At 62.4% G+C, this 21600-nt stretch carries 19 protein-coding genes; 10 read left to right on the top strand and 9 right to left on the bottom strand.

The window, feature by feature from the left end:
- Nucleotides 1-213: 213 nt before the first annotated feature.
- The 3 genes from ACQ4WS_RS09415 to ACQ4WS_RS09425 form a co-directional block, all read right to left on the bottom strand.
- On the bottom strand, nucleotides 214-1116 hold the full coding sequence (locus ACQ4WS_RS09415; RefSeq protein ID WP_436475648.1) for a LysR family transcriptional regulator: 903 nt from the start codon (nucleotides 1114-1116) through the stop codon (nucleotides 214-216).
- Nucleotides 1117-1203: 87 nt separating this feature from the next.
- Nucleotides 1204-2133, bottom strand: coding sequence for a pseudouridine-5'-phosphate glycosidase (locus tag ACQ4WS_RS09420; protein WP_436475650.1), 930 nt, complete (start codon nucleotides 2131-2133; stop codon nucleotides 1204-1206).
- A 3-nt stretch (nucleotides 2134-2136) separates the two neighbouring features.
- On the bottom strand, nucleotides 2137-3294 hold the full coding sequence (locus ACQ4WS_RS09425) for a carbohydrate kinase family protein (RefSeq protein ID WP_436475651.1): 1158 nt from the start codon (nucleotides 3292-3294) through the stop codon (nucleotides 2137-2139).
- Between the two features lie 537 nt (nucleotides 3295-3831).
- Between ACQ4WS_RS09425 and xapA the strand changes: the two genes are divergently transcribed.
- From xapA to ACQ4WS_RS09460, 7 genes are all read left to right on the top strand, one after another.
- A complete protein-coding gene (gene xapA, locus ACQ4WS_RS09430; protein WP_436475653.1) occupies nucleotides 3832-4671 on the top strand; it encodes a xanthosine phosphorylase in 840 nt (279 codons plus the stop codon).
- A gap of 117 nt (nucleotides 4672-4788) precedes the next feature.
- Entirely contained in the window at nucleotides 4789-5982 is a 1194-nt protein-coding gene (locus ACQ4WS_RS09435; RefSeq protein WP_436475655.1) for a phosphopentomutase, read from the top strand.
- Entirely contained in the window at nucleotides 5979-6938 is a 960-nt protein-coding gene (gene deoC, locus ACQ4WS_RS09440) for a deoxyribose-phosphate aldolase (RefSeq protein ID WP_046685481.1), read from the top strand. The genes ACQ4WS_RS09435 and deoC overlap by 4 nt, the downstream gene beginning before the upstream one ends.
- A 12-nt stretch (nucleotides 6939-6950) precedes the next feature.
- Nucleotides 6951-9332, top strand: coding sequence for an aldehyde dehydrogenase family protein (locus tag ACQ4WS_RS09445; RefSeq protein WP_436475656.1), 2382 nt, complete (start codon nucleotides 6951-6953; stop codon nucleotides 9330-9332).
- A 74-nt stretch (nucleotides 9333-9406) separates the two neighbouring features.
- Nucleotides 9407-10729: a thymidine phosphorylase gene (gene deoA, locus ACQ4WS_RS09450; protein ID WP_436475657.1), complete on the top strand. Its 1323-nt coding sequence runs from the start codon at nucleotides 9407-9409 to the stop codon at nucleotides 10727-10729.
- 82 nt (nucleotides 10730-10811) lie between these two features.
- Complete coding sequence (locus ACQ4WS_RS09455) at nucleotides 10812-11219, top strand: cytidine deaminase (protein ID WP_034754695.1); 408 nt, start codon at nucleotides 10812-10814, stop codon at nucleotides 11217-11219.
- A gap of 4 nt (nucleotides 11220-11223) precedes the next feature.
- Nucleotides 11224-12441, top strand: coding sequence for a nucleoside deaminase (locus tag ACQ4WS_RS09460; protein WP_436475848.1), 1218 nt, complete (start codon nucleotides 11224-11226; stop codon nucleotides 12439-12441).
- A gap of 1 nt (nucleotide 12442) precedes the next feature.
- Here ACQ4WS_RS09460 and ACQ4WS_RS09465 read toward each other — a convergent pair whose 3' ends face one another.
- From ACQ4WS_RS09465 to ACQ4WS_RS09480, 4 genes are all read right to left on the bottom strand, one after another.
- Nucleotides 12443-13606 (bottom strand): dipeptidase, encoded by a 1164-nt coding sequence (locus ACQ4WS_RS09465; RefSeq protein ID WP_436475659.1) that lies wholly within the window; start codon nucleotides 13604-13606, stop codon nucleotides 12443-12445.
- Between the two features lie 11 nt (nucleotides 13607-13617).
- On the bottom strand, nucleotides 13618-14040 hold the full coding sequence (locus ACQ4WS_RS09470; RefSeq protein ID WP_070260147.1) for a VOC family protein: 423 nt from the start codon (nucleotides 14038-14040) through the stop codon (nucleotides 13618-13620).
- A 159-nt stretch (nucleotides 14041-14199) separates the two neighbouring features.
- Nucleotides 14200-14469, bottom strand: a complete 270-nt coding sequence (locus ACQ4WS_RS09475; protein WP_436475662.1) for a hypothetical protein — start codon at nucleotides 14467-14469, stop codon at nucleotides 14200-14202.
- A gap of 142 nt (nucleotides 14470-14611) precedes the next feature.
- Nucleotides 14612-15094, bottom strand: a complete 483-nt coding sequence (locus ACQ4WS_RS09480; RefSeq protein ID WP_436475664.1) for a hypothetical protein — start codon at nucleotides 15092-15094, stop codon at nucleotides 14612-14614.
- Nucleotides 15095-15404: 310 nt separating this feature from the next.
- Between ACQ4WS_RS09480 and ACQ4WS_RS09485 the strand changes: the two genes are divergently transcribed.
- Nucleotides 15405-16340, top strand: coding sequence for a choice-of-anchor A family protein (locus tag ACQ4WS_RS09485; protein WP_436475666.1), 936 nt, complete (start codon nucleotides 15405-15407; stop codon nucleotides 16338-16340).
- A gap of 28 nt (nucleotides 16341-16368) precedes the next feature.
- Here the strand turns inward: ACQ4WS_RS09485 and ACQ4WS_RS09490 are convergent, their stop codons facing one another.
- The gene (locus tag ACQ4WS_RS09490; RefSeq protein ID WP_436475668.1) at nucleotides 16369-17052 is read right to left on the bottom strand and encodes a TetR/AcrR family transcriptional regulator; all 684 of its coding nucleotides are present in this window, start codon (nucleotides 17050-17052) and stop codon (nucleotides 16369-16371) included.
- A 10-nt stretch (nucleotides 17053-17062) separates the two neighbouring features.
- On the bottom strand, nucleotides 17063-18532 hold the full coding sequence (locus ACQ4WS_RS09495) for an aminotransferase-like domain-containing protein (RefSeq protein WP_436475670.1): 1470 nt from the start codon (nucleotides 18530-18532) through the stop codon (nucleotides 17063-17065).
- A 199-nt stretch (nucleotides 18533-18731) separates the two neighbouring features.
- On the opposite strand from ACQ4WS_RS09495, the gene aptA reads away from it, so the two are divergent.
- Together aptA and ACQ4WS_RS09505 are read left to right on the top strand one after the other, a co-directional pair.
- Nucleotides 18732-20048 carry an omega-aminotransferase AptA gene (gene aptA, locus ACQ4WS_RS09500; RefSeq protein WP_436475671.1) on the top strand — a complete coding sequence of 439 codons (1317 nt, stop codon included), beginning with the start codon at nucleotides 18732-18734 and terminating at the stop codon, nucleotides 20046-20048.
- An 8-nt stretch (nucleotides 20049-20056) separates the two neighbouring features.
- Nucleotides 20057-21559, top strand: a complete 1503-nt coding sequence (locus ACQ4WS_RS09505; protein WP_436475673.1) for a CoA-acylating methylmalonate-semialdehyde dehydrogenase — start codon at nucleotides 20057-20059, stop codon at nucleotides 21557-21559.
- The last annotated feature ends 41 nt before the right edge of the window (nucleotides 21560-21600 follow it).

Genomic DNA, 21600 nt, shown 5'->3' on the forward strand with positions numbered 1-21600 from the left:
CCGTCAATGGACGGGCAGGGCAAGCACGGGACCGGCGCCGCGATGGGCGTCCGAATCACTATGCATCATGCCAGATATGTATGACAAATACGTTTTTGTTTAATTATTTATATGAAAGTCATATAAATTGGAATGCAAACCCAAAACGAAGGGCCGCCCCCGGTCTTGCGGCGTTTGGGCTTAGCGTTGCTTGGTGATGCTTGAGGCTTTGCCTCAATTAGCTGGGGGATTGATGATATTCAAAAAGGCCCGCACGACAGGTGCGTCGTCCAGCGTGGTGTAGCTGATATACAGGTTGGCCGACGGTGGATTGGTCTTGATGGGCAGGAAGACGACGCCGGGCCAGCCGATGCGGCTCGTCGTTTCCGGTACCAGGGTCACGCCCAGGCCCGCGCCCACCATGGCTAGCAGGGTTTGCGGCTCGCTCGCTTCCTGGAAAATCACGGGTTCGAAACCGGCGTTGATGCAGCATTGCACCAGGTAGCGGGGAAACGCGGATTTATCCAGGTTCAGGGTGAGCATCGGCTCGTGGGCGATGTCGATCAGTTCGATGGCCGTGTTTTTCGCCAGCGGATGGTGTTCATTGACGGCCACGCAGACGTTTTCGCGGAAGCACAGTTCCTGGCGCAGATTGTCGTGACGCAAGTCGTCGTCGTTGAGCTTGGGTTCGCGCCAGAAACCCACGTCGATCTGCTTGGCGCGCAAGGCTTCGTATTGCACCGTGGGACCGAATTCATGGATGGTCCAGGTGACGCGGGGAAATTTGGTCTGGAATTCTTCCAGCAGGCTGGGGATGGGGCCCCACATGGCCGAGCCGACGATGCCCACGCGCAAGCGGCCCACTTCGCCGCGGTCGATCTGGCGGATGGTGTCGATGGTCATGCGCATCTTGGCCAGCAGGTCGGCCGCCTCGTTCATCAGCGCCTTGCCCGCCACGGTCAGCTCGAAAGTGCGCGTGGTGCGCGCAAACAGGCGCACGCCCAGTTCGCTTTCCAGTTTCATGATCTGCTGGCTCAGGGGCGGCTGCGAGATATGCAGGCGCTCGGCAGCGCGGCTGAAGCTTTTCTCCTCGGCAACGGCAAGAAAATACTTTAACTGTTTCAGATCGATGGACATGCTTTCCTTGGCGTTGCGTGGTGCTTGGCGATGGAACGGCGCGCAGACCTTGATGCAGGCATGCGCGCTTTCTTTACAGCAGTCCTATTATCGTGCCACGACTGCCTGCATGGCAATGGCAAGTGCCGTACCGACCTGGGCATTGTGCTTGACCAGGGCGATATTCGTCGCCAGGCTGCGGCCATCCGTCAGTTGCTTGATGCGCGACAAGAGGAATGGCGTGACTTGCTTGCCCTTCACGCCACCCGCGTCGGCTTCCTGCAGCGCCTGCGTGGTGATCGCATCGATCTCTTCCTTGGGCATGGCTTGGGCGGCCGGTACGGGGTTGCTGACGATCACGCCGCCTTTCAAGCCCAGCTGCCACTTGGTGCCGATGAAGGCCGCCTGCTCGGCGGCCGTGTCGAGGCGGAAATCGGCTTTGTAGCCGCTTTCGCGCGTGAAGAAGGCGGGAAAACCTTCCTGGCCCACGCTGATGACGGGCACGCCATGGGTTTCCAGGTATTCCAGGGTCAGGCCGATGTCGAGGATGGATTTGACGCCCGCGCAGACGACGGCCACGGACGTTTGCGCCAGTTCCTGCAAGTCGGCGGAAATGTCGAAGCTCGTTTCCGCGCCGCGGTGCACGCCGCCGATGCCGCCCGTAACGAATACGGAAATACCAGCCAGTTCCGCGCAGATCATGGTGGCGGCCACGGTGGTGGCGCCCAGTTTGCGCTGCGACAGGACGAACGGCAGGTCGCGGCGGCTGACCTTCATGGCGTCGGGCGAGGTGCCCAGCAATTCCAGCTGCTCGGGCGACAGGCCCACGCAGATCTTGCCGTCGATGATGGCGATGGTCGCCGGCACGGCGCCGCCGTCACGGATGATCTGTTCCACTTCGCGCGCCATTTCCACGTTTTGCGGATACGGCATGCCGTGCGAAATGATGGTCGATTCCAGCGCCACGATGGCCTTGCCGGCGGCGCGCGCGGCTAGCACTTCTTGCGAGAACGAGAGGAAATTATTCAATTGCGTCATGTGTCAGTCCTGTTGAAAGAGGGTAGGGGGAGGTGGCGCCAGGTCGGCGTCGTCAATGTTGTCGAGCGCGCCGGCGGAAATCAGGGGGGAGACGGTGGCAGCCGATTCCAGGGTCATGGCGGCCAGCTTCAGGCCGCGCCGGCACGCCAGTTTCAAATCGCTGCTGTCGTGGTACAGCGACCAGCAGACGGCGGCGGAAAACGCGTCGCCGGCGCCCGTCACGTCGACGGCGTCCACTTCGCGCGCGGCCAGGTGCACGACAGGCGCGTCCTGGCTGTTGCCATCCGTGAAATACACGCCTTCGCTGCCGCAGGTGACGATCACCTGGCGCGCGCCTTGGCGCTGCACTTCGCGGCAGGCGGCGCGCACCTCAAACGCCGTCGGCAAGGCCCGCGCCACGCGCGTTTCCAGTTCGCCACGGTTGAGGATCAGCAAATGCAAGCCCGACAGGTCTTGCGGCAGGTGTGCCATTTTCGGCTGCGAGACGGCGACGATGACGAGCGGCGTGGCGTGGGCCGCGTCCTGGCGCGCATCGGCCAGCAGTGCCTGCACGCTGTCGTGGCCCAGGTTCAGGTCGCAGACGGTGAGGGCGGCAGCCGCGCGCTGTGGCTGGCGGCTGTGCAAAAAGGCGGGGGTCAGCTGTTCGTAGAGTTGCATGTTGGCCATCGCCAGCAGCATTTCGCCATGTTCGTCGAGCACGGCCGTATAGGTGCCGCTGCTGGTGTTGCTCAGGTGTAAGCTGCCGCGCATGTCGATGCCCGCGTCTTCCGCATGCGTCTGCAGGGCGTGCCCGGCCGCATCGTCGCCCAGCGCCGTCAGCAGTGCCACGGGGATCGACAATCGGGCCAGGTTTTCCGCGATGTTGCGGCCCACGCCGCCAAATACTTCTTCCGAACGCACGGGATTCGAGGTGCCCATCTGCAAGGTCGCCATGGTGCGCATCTTGCGGTCGAGGTTGGCGGCACCTATGCACAGCACGGGACGGCTGTCGGGCAGCACGTAGGCGCGTCCCAGCAGGCGGCGCTCGCGGATCAATCCGGCGATGTGGCCGGCGACGGCCGAGCGCGACAAGCCCAGCTCGCTCGCCAGGTCTTGCTGCGAGATGAAGGGGTTGTTGCGGATCAGCGTGTACAACTGGTCTTTTTTATTGGTATCGGTCACAAGGTTTTCACTGAAGGTTTAAACATTTGTCCGAAACTGTAAACATTTGTCTTTGGCGTGTCAAGCTTGTGTGAACTTCGTCTCAGGCGTGCGCGAAAAGTGCTCGTATGGAGCTTGTATGCACAGATTTCCCGGGCATGGCAGGCTTGGGCTTGCCTCGACTATAATATCGGCCATTTATATTTGAATTGTATAAATGGGCAAGAAAAATGGTATTTGCCATACATATTCCGTTTGATGCATAGTGGCGGCAAATAGAGGCTATCCCAGTAGGGAGCGTCTTCTGCTGGCAGCGCATCAGGAGTGCGGATAAGGCGTGAGGAGGAAGCGTGGCGAGCCACGCGACGACGATCAACGCAGTCCCCGCTTCTGAGGTGCGCCAGCAGGGGATGTATTCATCTACTGGGATAGCCTCAATGGCAATACGCATCTGGATATACCAGTAACACCCATACATACCCGATACCTGGGCGCGATGCTTTGCTAGCATGGCCGCGCAGGCAGCAACCTTCATCATTAGTCAATCAGAGGATAACCATGTCGAACAACACCCCTTTCCACGCCGCCGAAATCATTCGTGCCCGCGCTCCTGAAAATTTCAAGCCGCGCGTGGCGATGATCCTCGGCTCCGGCCTGGGTGTGTTGGCCGAGCAGATGACGGACGCCGTCAGCATCAGCTTTGACGAATTGCCAGGCTTCCCGATCAGCACCGTGCACGGCCATGCCGGCGAACTGGTGATCGGTACCCTGTCGGGCGTCGCCGTCGTCTGCATGAAGGGCCGTGGCCACTTCTATGAAGGCTATGGCATGGGCGTGATGACGAGCGCCATCCGCACCTTGAAACTGCTGGGCTGCGAAATGCTGTTCGTCACCAACGCCGCCGGTTCCCTGCGTCCGGAAGTGGACGCCGGCAGCCTGGTGGCCATCAGCGACCATATCAACCTGCTGCCAGGCACGCCGATGGTCGGCCCGAACGACGACCGCTTCGGCCCGCGCTTCTTCAGCATGGCCAACGCTTATGATGCGGACCTGCGCAAGCTGGTCAAGGACACGGCGGCCTCGAATGGCATCACCCTGCACGAAGGCGTGTTCGTCGCCTATCCTGGCCCGAACTTCGAGACGGCCGCGGAAATCCGCATGATGGCCCGCCTGGGCGCCGACACGGTCGGCATGTCGGTGGTGCCGGAAGTGGTGTCGGCCCGCCATTGCGACCTGAAAGTGGTGGGCGTGTCCGTCATCACCAACCTGGCCGAAGGCATGTCGCCATTCGCGCTGTCGCACGAGCAAACCCTGAAATACGCGGCCATCGGCGCGAAAGATCTGGTCAAGCTGATCCTGGCCTTCCTGGCCACCGTATCGGCTACTCCGCAAGCCTAAGCACTTTTTTACGCAGTAGCGGCGCGCCGGCCACCGGCGCTGCCGCGCGGCAGGCCGGGTAAATCCGGCCTACACTGTCCGCATCACCCCGCATCATTCCCTAAAGCGAGCCTTATCATGTCACGCGCATTTATCCTCCTGCTTGATTCCTTCGGCCTTGGTGCGACGCCAGACGCCGCCAAGTATGGCGACGCAGGTGCCAATACCTTTGGCCACATTGCCAGCACTGTCGCCAAAAGCGGCAAGACCTTGAAACTCCCGAACATGGAACGCCTGGGACTGGGCGCCGCGGCGCACCTGGCCAGCGGCGAATGGGCCACGGGCTTCGACCAGCGCGACGGTTTTACCGGCGCCTACGGCGCGGCGCGCGAGCGCTCCACCGGCAAGGACACGCAGAGCGGCCACTGGGAAATCGCCGGCGTGCCCGTCGAATTCGACTGGGGCTACTTCCCGCGCACCACGCCATCGTTCCCCGCCGACCTGACCGACAAGCTGAAAGCCCTGTCGGGCGTGCCGGGCTTCCTCGGTGACTGCCATGCCTCGGGCACGGACATCATCAACAAGCATGGCGATGAACACGTCGCCACCGGCAAGCTGATTATCTATACCTCGGGCGACTCGGTGATGCAGATCGCCGCGCACGAAGAATCATTTGGCCTCGAACGCCTGTATCAAGTGTGCGAAATGGCCTTCAAGCTGGTCGAGCCGTACAACATCGGCCGCGTCATCGCCCGCCCGTTCACCGGCAGCAACGGCAACTACACGCGTACTTCCAACCGCCACGACTACGCCGTCGCGCCGCCAAGCAAGACCCTGCTCGATCACGTCAAGGATGCGGGCGGCGAAGTCGTCGGCCTGGGCAAGATCAGCGACATTTTCGCTACCCAGGGCATTTCGCGCGTCGTCAAGGGCGTCGACAACATGGCGCTGTTCGAGGCGCTGTTGAAGACGGCCGATGAAGTGCAGGACAAGTCGCTCACCTTCGTGAACTTCGTCGATTTCGACCAGGCCTTCGGCCACCGCCGCAACGTCGAAGGCTATGCCGACGCGCTGCGCGAAATGGATGCGCGCCTGCCAGAATTCATGGCCAAGCTGAAGGAGGGCGACCTGGTCGTGATCACCGCCGACCATGGCTGCGACCCGACCTGGCACGGCTCCGACCACACCCGCGAACACATTCCGATGATCTTCTTCGGTCCCGGCGTCGCCCCGCGCGCACTGGGTATTTCCGAGACTTTCTCCGATATTGGCCAAACCCTCGCCAAGCACCTTGGCGTACCACCACTTGCTAATGGAACCAGCTTGTTATGACACTCATGCACCCCGAATTCAAGCGTAATGAGGCCGTTGGCCTCGACCTGGGCTGGATCAACCAGATTCGCGTCAACCGCGCCGCGACGGACCGCCGCGCGGCCAGCCTGGCGAACCGCCGTACGGTGAAAAAAGAATACCAGGCCGCCTGGCTGGTCAAAGCCATCCAGATGATCGACCTGACCACCCTGGGCGGCGACGATACGCCAGGCCGCGTGGAGCGCCTGTGCATGAAGGCCATGCGCCCGCTGCGCGCCGACCTGATGGACGCACTGGGCTTGACGGAACTGAGCACCGGCGCCGTGTGCGTGTACCACGAGATGATTCAGCCAGCCGTGAAAGTCATTCAGGGCCGCTTGCCCATCGCTGCCGTGTCGACGGGTTTCCCGGCCGGCTTGACGAGCATGGAAACGAAGCTGCGCGAGATCGAACTGTCGGTCGCCGCCGGTGCTTCCGAGATCGATATCGTCATCACGCGCCAGCACGTCCTGAACGGCAACTGGCAAGTGCTGTACGACGAAATGCTGGCTTACCGCAAGGCGTGCGGCGAAGCGCACGTGAAGGCGATTCTCGCCACGGGCGACTTGCTGACCATGGAAAACGTGGCCAAGGCTTCGTGGGTCTGCATGATGGCGGGCGCTGATTTCATCAAGACCTCCACCGGTAAAGAGGGCGTCAACGCCACCATTCCCGTGGCCCTGACGATGGTGCGCACGATCCGCGAATACCACGAGCAGACGGGCTTCCAGGTGGGCTTCAAGCCGGCCGGCGGCGTCAGCTCGGCCAAGAGCGCGCTGCAATACCTGACCCTGATGAAGGAAGAACTTGGCAACGAATGGCTGCAGCCGCACCTGTTCCGCATCGGCGCTTCCAGCCTGCTGACCGACATCGAGCGCCAGCTCGAGCACTACGTCACCGGCAGCTACTCGGCCAATCATCGTCACGCACAACCTTAAAGAACAATCGTCATGCCAACAATTAACGAGATTCTCAATACTATGGACTACGGCCCTGCTCCCGAAAGTCAAAAAGAAGCGCAGGCTTGGCTCGATGGCCACCAGCGCACATTCGGTTTGTTCATCGACAATGCCTGGAGCGAGCCGGCGGAACTGTTTGCCTCAACCAATCCTGCCGATGGCACGCAACTGGCCGAACTGACGCAAGCGAGCGACACGGACGTGGAACGCGCCGTGGCAGCGGCGCGCCGCGCGCTGCCCGTATGGCAAGGTATGGGTGGCCACGGCCGCGCGAAAGTCATGTACGCGCTGGCACGCCTGCTGCAAAAGCATGCGCGCCTGTTCGCCGTGCTGGAAACCTTGGACAACGGCAAGACCATCCGCGAAACGCGCGATATCGATCTGCCGCTGGCCGCGCGCCACTTCTACCATCATGCTGGCTGGGCGCAGCTGCAGTCGGAAGAATTCGCCGACTACCGCGCCGTGGGCGTGGTGGGCCAGATCGTGCCGTGGAATTTCCCCCTGCTGATGCTGTCGTGGAAAATCGCCCCGGCCCTGGCGGCCGGTAACACGGTCGTCTTCAAGCCGGCTGAATTCACGTCGCTGACCGCCATGCTGTTCGCCGAATTGTGCGTGCAGGCGGGCGTGCCGGCCGGCGTGGTCAATATTGTCACCGGCGACGGCCGCGTGGGCTCGGCCATCGTCAACCATCCTGGCGTCGACAAGATCGCGTTTACGGGCTCCACGGAAGTGGGCCGTTTGATCCGTGTAGCGACGGCCGGCAGCGGCAAGAAGCTCTCGCTGGAACTGGGCGGCAAGTCGCCGTTCATCGTCTTCGAAGACGCTGACCTGGATGGTGCCGTGGAAGGCCTGGTCGATTCGATCTGGTTCAACCAGGGCCAAGTCTGCTGCGCCGGTTCGCGCCTGCTGGTGCAGGAATCGATACAGGAGCGCTTCCTGAACAAGGTGCGCGCGCGCATGGAAAACCTGCGCCTTGGTTCGCCCCTGGACAAATCGATGGACGTGGGCGCGCTGGTCGACCCGGTGCAGCGCCAGCGTATCGCCGCGCTGGTCGACTCTGCCCGTGCCGAAGGCTGCGACGTGTGGCAGCCCGCGTGCGAATTGCCGGCAGACGGCTCCTGGTTCCCGCCTACGCTGATCACGGGCGCGTCGACGTCGGCTGCCGTGGCACAGGCTGAAATCTTCGGCCCCGTGCTGGTGGCCATGAGCTTCCGCACGCCGCCCGAAGCGGTGCAGCTGGCGAATAACACGGTGTACGGCCTGGCCGCCAGCGTGTGGACCGAGTCGATCAGCCTGGCGCTGGACATTGCTCCTGCCATCAAGGCTGGCGTGGTGTGGATCAACAGCGCCAACCAGTTCGACGCCGCTTGCGGCTTCGGCGGCTACCGCGAGTCGGGCTTTGGCCGCGAAGGCGGCCGCGAAGGCATGCTGGAATATATGACGGCCCTGGCCGAAGATGCGCGCCCGGCCTTGCCCGTAGTCGAATCCAAGGCTAAAGGCAACGCAAAACCGGCGGCAGCCGATCCGTTCGCCATCGACCGCACGGCCAAGATGTACATCGGCGGCAAGCAGGCACGCCCTGACGGCGCCTACAGCGCACCGGTGTTCGGCGCGAACGGCGCCCTGCTGGCCGAAGTGGGCGTGGGCAGCCGCAAGGATATCCGCAACGCCGTCGAAGCGGCCCATAAAGCGTCCGGCTGGAGCAGCGCCACGGCGCATAACCGCGCGCAAGTGCTGTACTACATCGCCGAAAACCTGGCTGCGCGCGCCGACGAATTCGCCGCCCGCATCGCCGCCATGACGGGCAGTAAAAATCCTGAGAAGGAAGTGCAGGCATCGATCGAACGCCTGTTCTACTACGCAGCCTGGGCTGACAAGTACGACGGCCTGGCGCACCAGCCGCCCACCAAGGGCATCACCGTGGCACTCAATGAAGCGGTCGGCGTGATCGGCATCGTCTGCCCGAATGAAGCGCCACTGCTGGGCTTCATTTCGCTGGTGGCGCCGGCCATCGCGCTGGGCAACCGCGTGGTGGTGGTGCCGTCGGAAGCGCATCCGCTCTCCGCGCTGGACCTGTACCAGGTCTTCGATACGTCCGATCTGCCGGGCGGCGTCGTCAACATCATCAGCGGCAACGCCGATGAACTGGCGCGCACCCTGGCCACGCACGCCGACATCGACGCCGTCTGGCGCCATGACGGATCCGCCGAAGGCTGCGCGGAAGTCGAGCGTCTGTCGGCCGGCACCCTGAAGCGCACCTGGGTCGGTGGCGCCAAAGGCCGCGACTGGTACAGTGCCGCCCAAAGTGGTGGCCGTGCCGTGCTGGCGCATGCATCGCAAGTGAAAAACGTGTGGATACCTTACGGCGTCTGATGAGCAACTAGTGTTGCAAAGCTGGGGTCAGAGCCGTCGGTTCTGACCCCAGATCTCATGATTGGAGTTATTCCATGTTGTTAACCCAAGAAATCATCCGCAAGAAGCGCGACAAGGGTGTTTTGAGCGCCGAGGAAATCCAGTTTTTCGTGCGCGGCATCACTGACGGCAGCGTCAGCGAAGGCCAGATCGCGGCACTGGGCATGGCCGTCTTTTTCAACGACATGAACATGGACGAGCGCGTGGCGTTCACCCTGGCCATGCGCGATTCCGGCCACGTGCTGGACTGGCGTTCGCTGAACCTGCCTGGTCCCGTCGTCGACAAGCATTCGACCGGCGGCGTGGGCGACGTGGTTTCCCTGCTGCTCGGCCCTATGGTCGCCGCATGCGGCGGCTACGTGCCGATGATCTCGGGCCGCGGCCTGGGCCACACCGGCGGCACCCTGGACAAGTTCGACGCCATTCCCGGCTATTGCACGGTGCCGGACAATGAATTGTTCCGCAAAGTAGTCAATGAAGTTGGCGTGGCCATCATCGGCCAGACGGCGCAGCTGGCGCCGGCCGACAAGCGTTTTTACAGTATCCGCGACGTCACCGCCACCGTGGAATCGGTGGCCATGATCACCGGCTCCATCCTGTCGAAGAAACTGTCGGCGGGCCTGGACGCGCTAGTGATGGACGTGAAAGTGGGCACGGGCGCCTTCATGCCGACCTACGACAAGTCGGTGGAACTGGCCGAGAGCATCGTTGCCGTAGGCAATGGCGCGGGCATGCAGACGTCGGCGATTTTGACGGACATGAATGAATCGCTGGCGCCGTACGCCGGTAATGCGCTGGAAGTGCGCGGCGCCATGGATTATCTGACGGGCCGTTCGCGTCCCGCGCGCCTGCATGAAGTGACCCTGGCGCTGTGCGCCGAGATGCTGGTGCTGGGTGGCCTGGCCGCCACCGAAGAGGAAGCGCGCGTCAAATTGATGGCGGCCCTCGATTCTGGCGAAGCGGCTGAACGCTTCTCGCGCATGGTGTCCGCCCTGGGCGGCCCGGCTGATCTGGTCGAGAATCCGGACAAGCATCTGGAAAAAGCGCCGTTCGTCGTGCCGGCACCGGCGTTGTCCGCCGGCTTTGCCAACGTGCGCGATTGCCGCGCCATCGGCCTGGCCGTGGTGGCCTTGGGTGGTGGCCGCCGCCGTCCGACGGACAGCATCGATTTCGTTGTGGGCCTGACGGATCTGGTGGGCCTGGGCGAGCAAGTTGCCATTGGCCAGCCGCTGGCCATGGTGCACGCGCGCACGCAAGCGGCGGCGCAGCAAGCCGTCAGGGAAATCCAGGAAGCGTATGCCATCAGCGCGGTGGCGCTGACAGCCAAGCCGGTGATTTACCGTACCATTCGACCATAACTTAACCCTAGAAGCAAAATCCGGGGTCAGACCCTGAGGGTCTGACCCCGGCCTTTCGCGGGTTTTACAGACAGATAAGCAAATGAACAACCAAGAACTGATCGCGGAAGCCAACGCCGGCCGTGAACTGGCCTACGCGCCGTATTCGCGTTTCAAGGTGGGCGCAGCATTGCTGTGCAAGGATGGCCGCGTCTTCCGTGGCTGTAACGTGGAAAACGCCGCGTATGGCCTGTGCAACTGTGCAGAGCGCACGGCGTTTTTCAGCGCCATCGCGCATGGCTGCAAACCGGGCGACTTCGCCAAGCTGGCCGTCACGGGCGATACGGCGGAACCGATCTCGCCATGCGGCGCCTGCCGCCAGGTGATATTCGAGATGGGCGGTGCCGACTTGCCGGTGATCCTGACGAACCTGAAAAACGATGTCATGGAAGTGACGGCGGGCTGGCTGCTGCCGCACGGCTTCGGCAATTCCGACCTGGACATGAAGTAACAGGATCCGCTTGAACAAGACGATCGACATCCAGGCGGCCGTGGCGATTGCCGCGGCCGAAGCCATGGCAGCCAAGACGCAAGGTACCTTTGGCGTGGGCGGCGTGCTGCTCGATGGCACTGGCAACGTGCTGCAATCGATGCACAACAATGTCGTGCGCCTGGGCCTGGTGTTCGACCCCACCGCGCATGGCGAGCGTCAGCTGGTGGACTGGTATTTCGCCGAGCGCGCCAAGGGCACGCCCTTGCCGTCGCCTGGCGAACTGACTATCGTCACTTCGCTCGACCCCTGCTGCATGTGCACGGGGGCGATTTTGGCGGCCGGTTTCAATGTGGTGGTGGCCGCGCCCGACGTCAAGGCAGGTATCAATTACGATGGCGCTGCCACGTTCACGGCCCTGCCGGCGCCGCTGCAGGCGCAGGCCGGCCGCAGCTTTTGCTATCCGGCCGTGCGCGGCGCCAGCGAGTATGCGCGCCTGCCGTCCGGCGCCGCGCCCAAATCTTTTTTCATCGGCAAGAGCATCCACGAGGCGACGCAGGCACTGTGTTCGCTCGTGTTTGAAGCGACATCGGCGCAGGTGATGCAGCTGCTGAACGCCGGCGACGACGTGCACTTGCGCGATCCGGCCACCTTGCCGTCCGAGCATGTCGTGGTGCGCGCCTTGCGCCGCCGTTATCCCGACGCCCTGACTTACCGCTGCGCCCCGCATGCACCCGATGCCGGCCTGGCGCCATTCCTGCAAGCGGCCATGGAGCAAGATGTGCGCGATGGCGGCCAGGGCGACGCGGCCGCCTTGCTCGATTCCTTTGGCAACCTGCTGCTGTGCATGCCGGGGAAATTGGCGCAATCGGCCATCCGCACGCCGTTCATGGAATGCACGCGCCAGTACGCGCAATTGCGCTATGAATTGATGGCCGGCGCCGAGCCGGCGCTGCAGGAAGAAATCAAAAGCTATCTGGGCCACCCCAAGCATGGCACCTTCGTGCTGGCCATCGGCCCGGACGACAGCGCCGCCAGTTTCATGACCCTGGGCGCTTACGGCTCCACGATGGAAGGGGCGCTGCCGGAGAATAATCCGGCGCAATTCCAGTACGTGCGTCCCGGTATGCCGGCAGACGCGCTGCTGGCGCTGTGCGAGACGATGCCGCCGCTGTACCGCAAGCTGATACGCATCCGGCCGTGCCAGGTGGCGAACCAGGCCCTGATCCAGGCGCTAGGCTAGTCTAGGCGTCATCATCGGGCAGGTTTTTCAGTAAAAAGTCGCGCACGTTTTCGCCCGCCACGCGGCGGACCTGCGCTTCCGACAAGCCTGCGTCGAGCAGGGCTTGCGTCAAGCGCGGCAAGCCGGTGGCGTCGATGGCCGTGGTGACAGCACCATCGAAGTCCGAGCCATAGGCCACGTGTTCCGCTCCGATCAGTTTTACCGCGTACTTGATGGCGCGCGCGATGGATGCCACGTCCTTGCCGCAGACGGCCGTATTCCAGAAACCGATGCCCACCAGGCCACCCTGGGAGGCGATGCGTTTCAGTTGTGCGTCGCTCAGGTTGCGCCCATTGGCGCAGGTGCCGCGCACGCCCGTGTGCGACACCATCACGGGGCGTTTCGCCAACGTTAACACGTCGTCGATGGTGGCCGGCGAGGCGTGTGCCAGGTCGACGATCATCTTGCGCTGCTCCATGGCGCGCAGCCATTGCTTGCCCAACGGCGTCAGACCGCCTTTCTTCAGGCCGTGCTGGGAGCCCGAGAGTTCCGTATCGAAGAAATGCGTGGGCGCGGCCATGCGGTAGCCGGCCTGGTACAGGGTGTCGAGGTTGTCCAGTTTGCCTTCGAGCGCATGCGCACCTTCCAGTGTCAGCCAGCCGGCCAGCAGGGCGGGATCCTTTTCGCGCGCGGCGATGAAGCTGCGCAGCTGGGCGCGGCTGCCGATGACCCGGACCTTGCCATGGCTCTTGGCCGCTTGCTGACGCAGCTCGCCGGCCTGCCAGGTGGCGCGTGCCAGCAGGCTGTTCCAGGTGGCAGGCGGCAAGCCTTGCGCCACCACCAGCGCCGTGATGTTGTCCGTGTCGCTGCCATTGCGCTCGATATTCATCTTGCGCGGCGTCTTGGTGACGACGGAAAAGGCTTGCAGCGCCACGTTGGCCCGTTGCAGGCGGGGGAAGTCGACATGTCCGCGCTGCTTGTCGCGGTTCAGATTGCGTTGCCACAGCAGGCTGTCGGCGTGCAGGTCGGCGATCCACAGGTTCTGGTGCAGGGCTGCAGTGGCTGCCGAAGGCGCCTTGCCGGACGGAGGGTGGACACGGTTGAGGTGCTCGTCCACGAGGACGGGAGCGGACAGGAAACCGCCGATCAACGCAAGGCTGGCGGCGGTGAGGGTACTGATAATCATTGTTCTCCGTTTTACCATGGATCGTAGGTGCCCAGGCTCCAGATATGGCCTTCCGGGTCGCGGCAGGTAAAGCCCCGTCCGCCGTAATCTTCATCCTTGATGTCGAGCACGATTTCGGCGCCGGCTTCGCGCGCGCTGCGGTAGACGGCATCGGCATCGCTGACGACCAGGTAGCAGCTTTGCGTGTTGGCGCCGCCGATGTCGCCGGGCAGTTTCATCAGGCGGCCATAGTCGCTGTCGAGGGCCGGCGCCACCATGACCATGCCATTGCCAAAGCTCAGTTGCGCATGGGCGACGCCACCGTTGCCGTCAGGCACGATTAATTGTTTTTCAAAGCCGAGCGCCTTGCACAGCCATTCGATGGCGGCGGGCGCGTCGCGGTAGCGCAGGCAGGGAATGGTCGTAGCTGCTGTCGCTTTTGCTGTCGTGGTCATCAGAAAACTCCTATGGCTGTGGGGGAGTAGCTTCGATCATGGATACTGCGTAGCGTTCCGTCTCAAAGCCCTCCATCGAGATGGGTTTGATGCCCGTCAGTGCCGCGCCCATCCATAGTGCCATAGAACCATCATTGCACTCTTGCCACGACGAAATTTTTATTGCGGCGACTGCTGCGAGCCTGGCGTTTTTTCGTCTGCGCAGACATCGTCGCTGTTGCTTGCCCATTTCAGCAGCATGACGAGGGCAAACAGCATGATGGCAAGCGGCAAGATGGTGATCAGGAACGCCAGGCCCAGGCAGCATGCCAGCAGCATGGGCCAGGACATGGCGCGCAGGGCGGCCATGCCCTGGCGCATGTAAGCGCACAGCTCGTTCCAGAAAGCGCTGAAGGAAGTGCTGCCCGGTGCCGAATTGATGTCTTTCATGCCGTTCTCCTGTCGTGTGGGTGCCGTTGCCGTATGCATGCTGGCGATGAATCCACTATAGGTAAAACCTTGCTGCCGGGCATCGCGTATGCGACGAATGGCAGGAATGGCGGACCGAACGGTGACAGGCAGTGACAAACGGCTATTCGAACACCTTGAGTTTCAGCTGGAAACTGAGGGCGCCATACAGGCGATCCTTGTAGGACGGCACGATGGCGATATTCACACCCACGCGCTGGTATTCATAGCTGATGGTGGGGACCAGGGCCGGGAACCAGCCGCCATCGCGCATCTTCGGATAGCCGCTGAAGCCGCCAACGACGGCGCCGATGCGCAGCGGGCCCACCTTGATCGGCTGGTAGTACACGCCCAGGTAGTTCGAATAGGCGCGGTCGCTATTGTAGAAGCGCCCGGCCGTGATCGAGGCGACGGTGGAAAAGCGGTACTCGGCGCCCAGGCCCGGATTGCTGTCGTTCAGATTCTTGTCGCGCTGAAAGTGGTACGAATAAAAGCCCGCGTTGAGCCAGGTTTCGCTCAGCGGCTGGTTATCGATCATGTTAACAACATCGGCGTGCGCGCCGCAGGCATATGCCAGCATCAGTGCGCCTAGGGACAATCGTTTCATGCGTGCTTCATCCTTATGATTTCGTACTATGTGGGCTGGCCTGACCTGGCGCTGCCGCGATCGTATCATCAAGTTGCCTGCGCTTCTCAGCAATATTGAAAGTGCAGAACAGACGGCTGTTCTGCCGTCTGCTCAAAGCTTCATCCGGATGGCCTGGGCATTCTCCGGGCAGCGACGGGGGAATAATTCTCATTTCGCAACTGTGTTTGCATAATCATTACAAAATTTGTTGAATAGCGACATCTCAAATCAGATAGATATGATATTCTGGCGTCAAGTTAATTTTCTTTTTGGAAATAAAATGCCAAGCATGCCTAAATTGCCACTCCTTCTCGTTCTGTCGACCGTGTTTGCCGCCGGTGCCGCGCAAGCCGGTGTTGTCGATCTGGGTATCGGTGGCGCCAATTTGTATTCCCTGAGCAACTTCAGCGCGTCCGGCAGCGATGTCGAAGGCGGCGTGCTGGTTGCCGGTAACCTGTCGGCGTCGAGCTATTCGATCAATGAGAAGAACAAGGACGCCTACGTCACGCACGGCAATACCGGCTATGCGCTGGTCGTTGGCGGCAACCTGAACTACAGCTCCGGCTCGATCAAGAACGGCAATTACTTTGTGGGCGGCAGCACGACGACAAGCAGCGTGGGCCTGAAGACGGCGACCAAGACCACGGCGTCGCCCGTATCGTTTGCATCCACGTCGGCCCAACTGAAGAACACCTCGACCTCGCTGGCGAAAGTGGCGTCCACGGGCAGCAGCTCCGTGGCTTACGGCGGCATGACCCTGAAGGGCGGCACGGGCAGCGTGCAAGTGTTCGATCTCAATTCCGCGACGTTGGGCTCGGTGAATAACTTCAAGTTCAGCAACCTTCACACGAATGACACGCTGATCCTCAATATCAGTGGCAAGAATGTGAACCTGTCCGGCGGCTACGGCGATTTCAGCAAATATAATGTGCTGTACAACTTCTACGAAGCGCAAACCATCACCTTGAACGGCGTCGGCTTGTACGGCAGCATTCTGGCGCCGCTGGCGACCCTGGCCGGTGGCAATGGCCAGATCAACGGCAACGTGGTGGTGGGTAACTGGGCCTCGAACATCCAGGTCAACGCCAACCATTATTTCAACGCCACCAACGTGGCCGGTTATGTCTCGGCCGTGCCGGAACCGGAAACCTATGCGATGCTGTTGGCAGGCTTGGGCCTGGTTGGCTTCATGGCGCGCCGCCGCAAGGGCAAGACGGCGGCGTAAGTTTGCGCGCTGTTCAGGAAACCGCCTTTCAAGGCGGTTTTTTTTCGCCTGCTGGCGGCATGGATACCGCCGCCTGCACCATGTGCGCGATGAGGATTTCCGCATCCTCGTAATCCTTGCGCGTGAGTTGCTTGCGTTCCAGCACCAGCGCCATTTGCGCTGAAAAATCCGCGTACGATTGCGTCATTGCCCAGATGGCGAACATCAGATGCGTGGCGTTGACGGGCGCGATCCTGCCGGCGGCGATCCAGGCTTCGAAGACGGCGATATCTTTGCGCAGCAGGGGCACGACCCGGTCGCGTATCTGTGCACCGTACAGTGGCGCGCCATTGATCACTTCCAGCGCATACACGCGCGAAGCCCACGGCTGTTCGTGCGAAAAACGCAGCTTGGCGCCGATGTACGCGCGCAGCACGTCGCGCGGCTCGTCGTGTTCATTGGCCAGCGACTCCATGCGCGCCAGCCAGTCGTCGAGCACGTCGTCGAGCACGCGCTGGTACAGCAGCTGCTTGGAGGGGAAGTAATACATCAGGTTTTGCTTCGACAGGCCGGCCCGTTCGGCGATGGTGGCGATTGACGCGCCTTCATAGCCGCTTTGCGCGAACGCGCGCACGGCTTGCTCCAGGATGTCCGCTTCCAGGCGGTCGCGGTTTTGCAGGCGCCGGCCGCCGGCATTTTTCACGGGAAGGGCAGGGGATTTGTCGCTGGCCATGACGGGTTCTTTAGCTTGGGCGTATCGATTGCAGGAAAGTCTGCAGCACGGGGGTATCGGTGTAGGCCGCGTTGAAGCGGAACCATACCGTTTCGGGCGCGCGCAGCATGAAAAATTCGTTCGGCGACAGCAGGATGCCGGCCTTCAAGGCCATGTCCGCGATGATCTTGCCATTCCATTCCGGCGTCTGCAGGTCGGGCCAGCCGGCGCTGACGAACATGCCGCCACGGGGCCGCGCCACGGGTGCCATGCCCGCCTGCGCCAGGCATTCGATGCTGCGCTCGCGGGCCGCATCGAGCTGCGCCACCAGGCGTTCCACCATGCGCTTGTAGGGCCGTGCGGAGATGGCGTGGTAGACGGCGCGCTCGTTGATTTCCGACGTCGTCAACCCTGCCAGCATTTTCACGCGCACCAGCTCGGCCACCAACGACGGCGAGGCGCAAATCGAGCCCACGCGCAGCACGGGCGACAGGGTCTTGGAAAAACTGCCCACGCGGATCACGCGGCGCAAGCCATCCATGGCCGCCAGCGACGCGTCGCCGCGCGCCGCCAGTTCGCGGTAGATATCGTCTTCCACCAGCCAGAAATCGAATTGCTCGGCCAGCGCCAGCAGGCGGTGCGTCTGCGCCTGGCTCAGCGAGGTACCGAGCGGATTTTGCAGCACCGTGTTGACGAACATCAGCTTGGGTTGCGCGCGTGCGGCTTCGCTGGCCAGTGCATCGAGATCGAGGCCCGATTCGCCGCGCGCAATGCCCACGGGGATGCAGCCGTGGTGGAGGATCAGCGACTGCAGATTGCTGTAGCCGGGGTCTTCCACCAGCACCGTGTCGCCCGGTTTGGTCAGGCTGCGCAGGATCAAGTCAAAAGCATGCGTGGCGCCGTGCGTCAGCAGGACCTGGTCCGGCTCCACCTGGAACAGCTCTTCCGACAGGCTGCTTGCCAGGTGCTGGCGCAGCGAGGCAAAGCCCAGTGGGTGGCCGTAGCCGCGCAGGCGGCTGGCGGGAATGCGCATGGCCTGGCGCACGGCATCGAGCACGGTCGCTTCGCCATACATCTCGGGCGGCAGCCAACCCGCACCCACGGGCAGGGCATCGGACACGCCCGAATACAGGTCCGGCGTGAGGGCGTCGATGGCGGTGGGGCTGGCAAGGGTGTTGGCAATGAGTGCCGCCTGTGGCGAGGCGGCGATATCGTGGCGCGCGACGAAATAGCCGGAACCGCGCCGCGACGACAGCAAGCCGAGGTTGACCAGGCGGTCATACGATTCGACGACGGTAAACGTCGACACGCCATTGCAGCGGGCGAACTGGCGCACGGATGGCATACGCGTGCCGATGCGCAGGGCGCGGCTACCCACCATGACGCTGATGGCGATGACGATTTGCTCGACGAGGCCACCCTTCTTCTGGCGGTCGATGTCCAGCACGGGCCAGTCACTGGCGCTACCTTCGCCCTCGTCCTGCTTCACGTTATGCGTCACCGGTGGCTCCTTTGTTGCCTTGCACAAAACTGTACTGGTTTTCCGACCTGTACGGTTGGGGTACTTTGCCGTTTGTGTATCTGTGCCATTGGAGGTGGCCTGTCTATTATTACATCAGCTTTTTGCCAACTGGTAAATTATTTTACGCTTCGTCAAAAACGATCCTGGCCCCGCGCCAGTCCATCCCAAGGAGAAGGTCATGAACGAAACAAGGCCGGAATCGATGTCGGCATTCTGGATGCCGTTTACGAACAACCGTGATTTCAAGGCCAAGCCGCGCTTGCTGGTCTCGGCCGAAGGCATGTATTACAAGGATGTCGATGGCAACGCCATCCTCGATGGCACTGCCGGCTTGTGGTGCGTGCCATGCGGCCATGCGCAGCCGAAAATCGTCGAGGCCATCCGCGACATGGTGGGCCAGCTCGACTTCGCTCCCACTTTCCAGATGGGCCATCCGGCCGCCTTCGACCTGGCGGAAAAACTGATGGACTACACGGGCCACAAGTTCGGCCATGTGTTCTACACCAACTCCGGCTCCGAAGCCGTCGACACGGCGTTGAAGATTGCGCTGGCCTATCACCGGGCGCGCGGCGAGGGCGCACGTACCCGCCTGATCGGCCGCGAACGCGGTTATCACGGCGTGGGCTTCGGTGGCATTTCCGTGGGCGGCATCGGCGGCAACCGCAAGACCTTCGGCCCCTTGTTGCCCGGCGTGGACCACCTGCCGCACACGCACAACCTGGACAAGAACGCCTATACGGTGGGCGAGCCCGAATACGGCACCCACCTGGCCGATGAACTCGAACGCATCGTCGCCCTGCACGACGCCTCGACGATTGCCGCCGTCATCGTCGAACCGGTGGCCGGTTCCACGGGCGTGCTGATTCCGCCGAAAGGCTATCTGAAACGCTTGCGCGAGCTGTGCACCAAGCATGGCATCCTGCTGATCTTCGATGAAGTCATCACGGGGTTTGGCCGTATGACGACGCCATTCGCAGCCGACTATTTCGACGTCGAGCCTGACCTGATGACGACGGCCAAGGGCCTGACCAACGGCATGGTGCCGATGGGCGCCGTCTTCAGCAAAAAGTATATCCACGACGCCTTCATGGATGCGCCGCCCGGCATCGAGCTGTTCCACGGCTACACGTATTCCGGCCACCCGCTCGCCTGTGCCGCTGCGCTGGCCACCTTGCACGTGTTCGAGGAACAGGACATCCTCGGCCACGCTAAAGCGATGCAGGCGTATTGGAGCGACGCCGTGCATTCCCTGAAAGGCTTGCCGCACGTGATCGACTTGCGCAGCATCGGCCTGATCGCCGGCATCGAACTCGCTCCCATCGCCGGCAAACCAGGCGCGCGCGCCTTCAACGCTTTCAAGCAGGCCTTCGCCGACGGCGTGCTGATACGCACGACAGGCGACATCATCGCTCTGTCGCCTCCGCTGGTGCTGGAAAAACAGCATGTCGACGAGCTGTTTGGCAAGCTGGCCAAGGTATTAAAAAATCTCGACTAAGGATTACCATGAACGATCTCGATACCATCACCCACTACATCAACGGCGCCAAAGTCGACACCCGGAGTGGCCGCTACGGCGACGTCTACAACCCCGCTCTGGGCGAACCCGTCGCCCGCGTGGCGCTCGGCACAGTGGAAGACGTCGACGCGGCCGTGCAGGCGGCCGCCGCCGCCTTTCCCTCGTGGTCGGCCACGCCGCCCTTGACGCGTGCCCGCGTGCTGTTTCGCTATCTGCAGCTGTGCCAGCAGCACACGGATGAATTTGCCGCCATGCTCACGCGCGAACATGGCAAGACCTTTGCCGATGCGCAGGGCGAAGTGGCGCGCGGCATCGAGATGGTGGAGTTTGCCGTCGGCATTCCGCAACTGTTAAAGGGTGAATTCACGGACCAGATTTCGCGCGGCATCGACGCCTGGTCCATGCGCCAGGCGCTGGGCGTGGTGGCCGGCATCACGCCATTCAACTTCCCGGTGATGGTGCCGATGTGGATGTTCCCCGTCGCCATCGCCTGCGGCAATACCTTCGTTCTAAAACCATCCGAGCGCGATCCGTCCGCGTCCTTGCTGCACGCGAAATTGCTGAAAGAAGCGGGCTTGCCCGACGGCGTCTTCAACGTGGTACAGGGAGACAAGGTGACGGTCGACGCCTTGCTCGACCATCCCGTGGTGCAGGCGATCAGCTTTGTCGGCTCGACGCCGATCGCCGAATATATCTATGCGCGTGGCAGCGCCAGCGGCAAGCGCGTGCAAGCCTTGGGTGGCGCGAAGAATCACATGGTGGTGATGCCCGACGCGGACATGGACATGACGGTCGATGCGCTGATCGGCGCGGCCTACGGTTCGGCGGGCGAGCGCTGCATGGCCATCTCCGTGGTCGTGGCCGTGGGCGATGCGGGCGACAAGTTGATCGACGCACTGGCAACGCGCACGGCTGCACTGAAAGTGCGCGACGGCATGGCTGATGGTGCGGAAATGGGGCCGGTCGTGTCGCTGGCAGCCAAGCAGCGCATCGAGAAACTCATCGCCTCGGGCGTGGAGCAGGGCGCGACTCTGGTGGTCGATGGCCGTAACCATGTGGTGCCGGGCCGCGAGAACGGTTTCTTTGTCGGCGGTACCCTGTTCGACCATGTGACACGCGATATGAGCATCTACAAGGAAGAGATTTTCGGTCCCGTGCTGTGCGTGCTGCGCTGTCCTGATGTGGTGCATGCGGTGGAGCTGATCAACGCCAATGAGTATGGCAACGGCGTGGCCATCTACACGCGCGACGGCGGCGTGGCGCGCGAATTCGTGCGACAGATCCAGGTCGGCATGGTGGGCGTCAACATCCCCTTGCCCGTGCCGATGGCCTTCAACAGCTTTGGCGGCTGGAAGCGCAGCATGTTCGGCGACCACCACGCGTATGGCCCCGAAGGCGTGCGCTTCTACACGCGCCACAAGGCCGTGATGCAGCGCTGGCCAAACACGGCAAGCGCTGGTGTGGAATTTGCTTTTCCCCAGATGAAGTGACGGTTTAAAACTAAAAATCCACCGCAGGCTCAAAGAAGGAA

This window comes from Janthinobacterium leeuwenhoeki (genome assembly GCF_051380795.1).
Taxonomy (GTDB): Bacteria; Pseudomonadota; Gammaproteobacteria; order Burkholderiales; family Burkholderiaceae_D; genus Janthinobacterium.

What these genes read in the sequence shown, in the direction of transcription:
- ACQ4WS_RS09415 (WP_436475648.1), bottom strand. Translation starts at nt 1,116, where the DNA reads ATGTCCATCGATCTGAAACAGTTAAAGTATTTTCTTGCCGTTGCCGAG.
- ACQ4WS_RS09420 (WP_436475650.1), bottom strand. Translation starts at nt 2,133, where the DNA reads ATGACGCAATTGAATAATTTCCTCTCGTTCTCGCAAGAAGTGCTAGCC.
- xapA (WP_436475653.1), top strand. Translation starts at nt 3,832, where the DNA reads ATGTCGAACAACACCCCTTTCCACGCCGCCGAAATCATTCGTGCCCGC.
- ACQ4WS_RS09435 (WP_436475655.1), top strand. Translation starts at nt 4,789, where the DNA reads ATGTCACGCGCATTTATCCTCCTGCTTGATTCCTTCGGCCTTGGTGCG.
- deoC (WP_046685481.1), top strand. Translation starts at nt 5,979, where the DNA reads ATGACACTCATGCACCCCGAATTCAAGCGTAATGAGGCCGTTGGCCTC.
- ACQ4WS_RS09445 (WP_436475656.1), top strand. Translation starts at nt 6,951, where the DNA reads ATGCCAACAATTAACGAGATTCTCAATACTATGGACTACGGCCCTGCT.
- deoA (WP_436475657.1), top strand. Translation starts at nt 9,407, where the DNA reads ATGTTGTTAACCCAAGAAATCATCCGCAAGAAGCGCGACAAGGGTGTT.
- ACQ4WS_RS09455 (WP_034754695.1), top strand. Translation starts at nt 10,812, where the DNA reads ATGAACAACCAAGAACTGATCGCGGAAGCCAACGCCGGCCGTGAACTG.
- ACQ4WS_RS09465 (WP_436475659.1), bottom strand. Translation starts at nt 13,606, where the DNA reads ATGATTATCAGTACCCTCACCGCCGCCAGCCTTGCGTTGATCGGCGGT.
- ACQ4WS_RS09470 (WP_070260147.1), bottom strand. Translation starts at nt 14,040, where the DNA reads ATGACCACGACAGCAAAAGCGACAGCAGCTACGACCATTCCCTGCCTG.
- ACQ4WS_RS09475 (WP_436475662.1), bottom strand. Translation starts at nt 14,469, where the DNA reads ATGAAAGACATCAATTCGGCACCGGGCAGCACTTCCTTCAGCGCTTTC.
- ACQ4WS_RS09480 (WP_436475664.1), bottom strand. Translation starts at nt 15,094, where the DNA reads ATGAAACGATTGTCCCTAGGCGCACTGATGCTGGCATATGCCTGCGGC.
- ACQ4WS_RS09485 (WP_436475666.1), top strand. Translation starts at nt 15,405, where the DNA reads ATGCCTAAATTGCCACTCCTTCTCGTTCTGTCGACCGTGTTTGCCGCC.
- ACQ4WS_RS09490 (WP_436475668.1), bottom strand. Translation starts at nt 17,052, where the DNA reads ATGGCCAGCGACAAATCCCCTGCCCTTCCCGTGAAAAATGCCGGCGGC.
- aptA (WP_436475671.1), top strand. Translation starts at nt 18,732, where the DNA reads ATGAACGAAACAAGGCCGGAATCGATGTCGGCATTCTGGATGCCGTTT.
- ACQ4WS_RS09505 (WP_436475673.1), top strand. Translation starts at nt 20,057, where the DNA reads ATGAACGATCTCGATACCATCACCCACTACATCAACGGCGCCAAAGTC.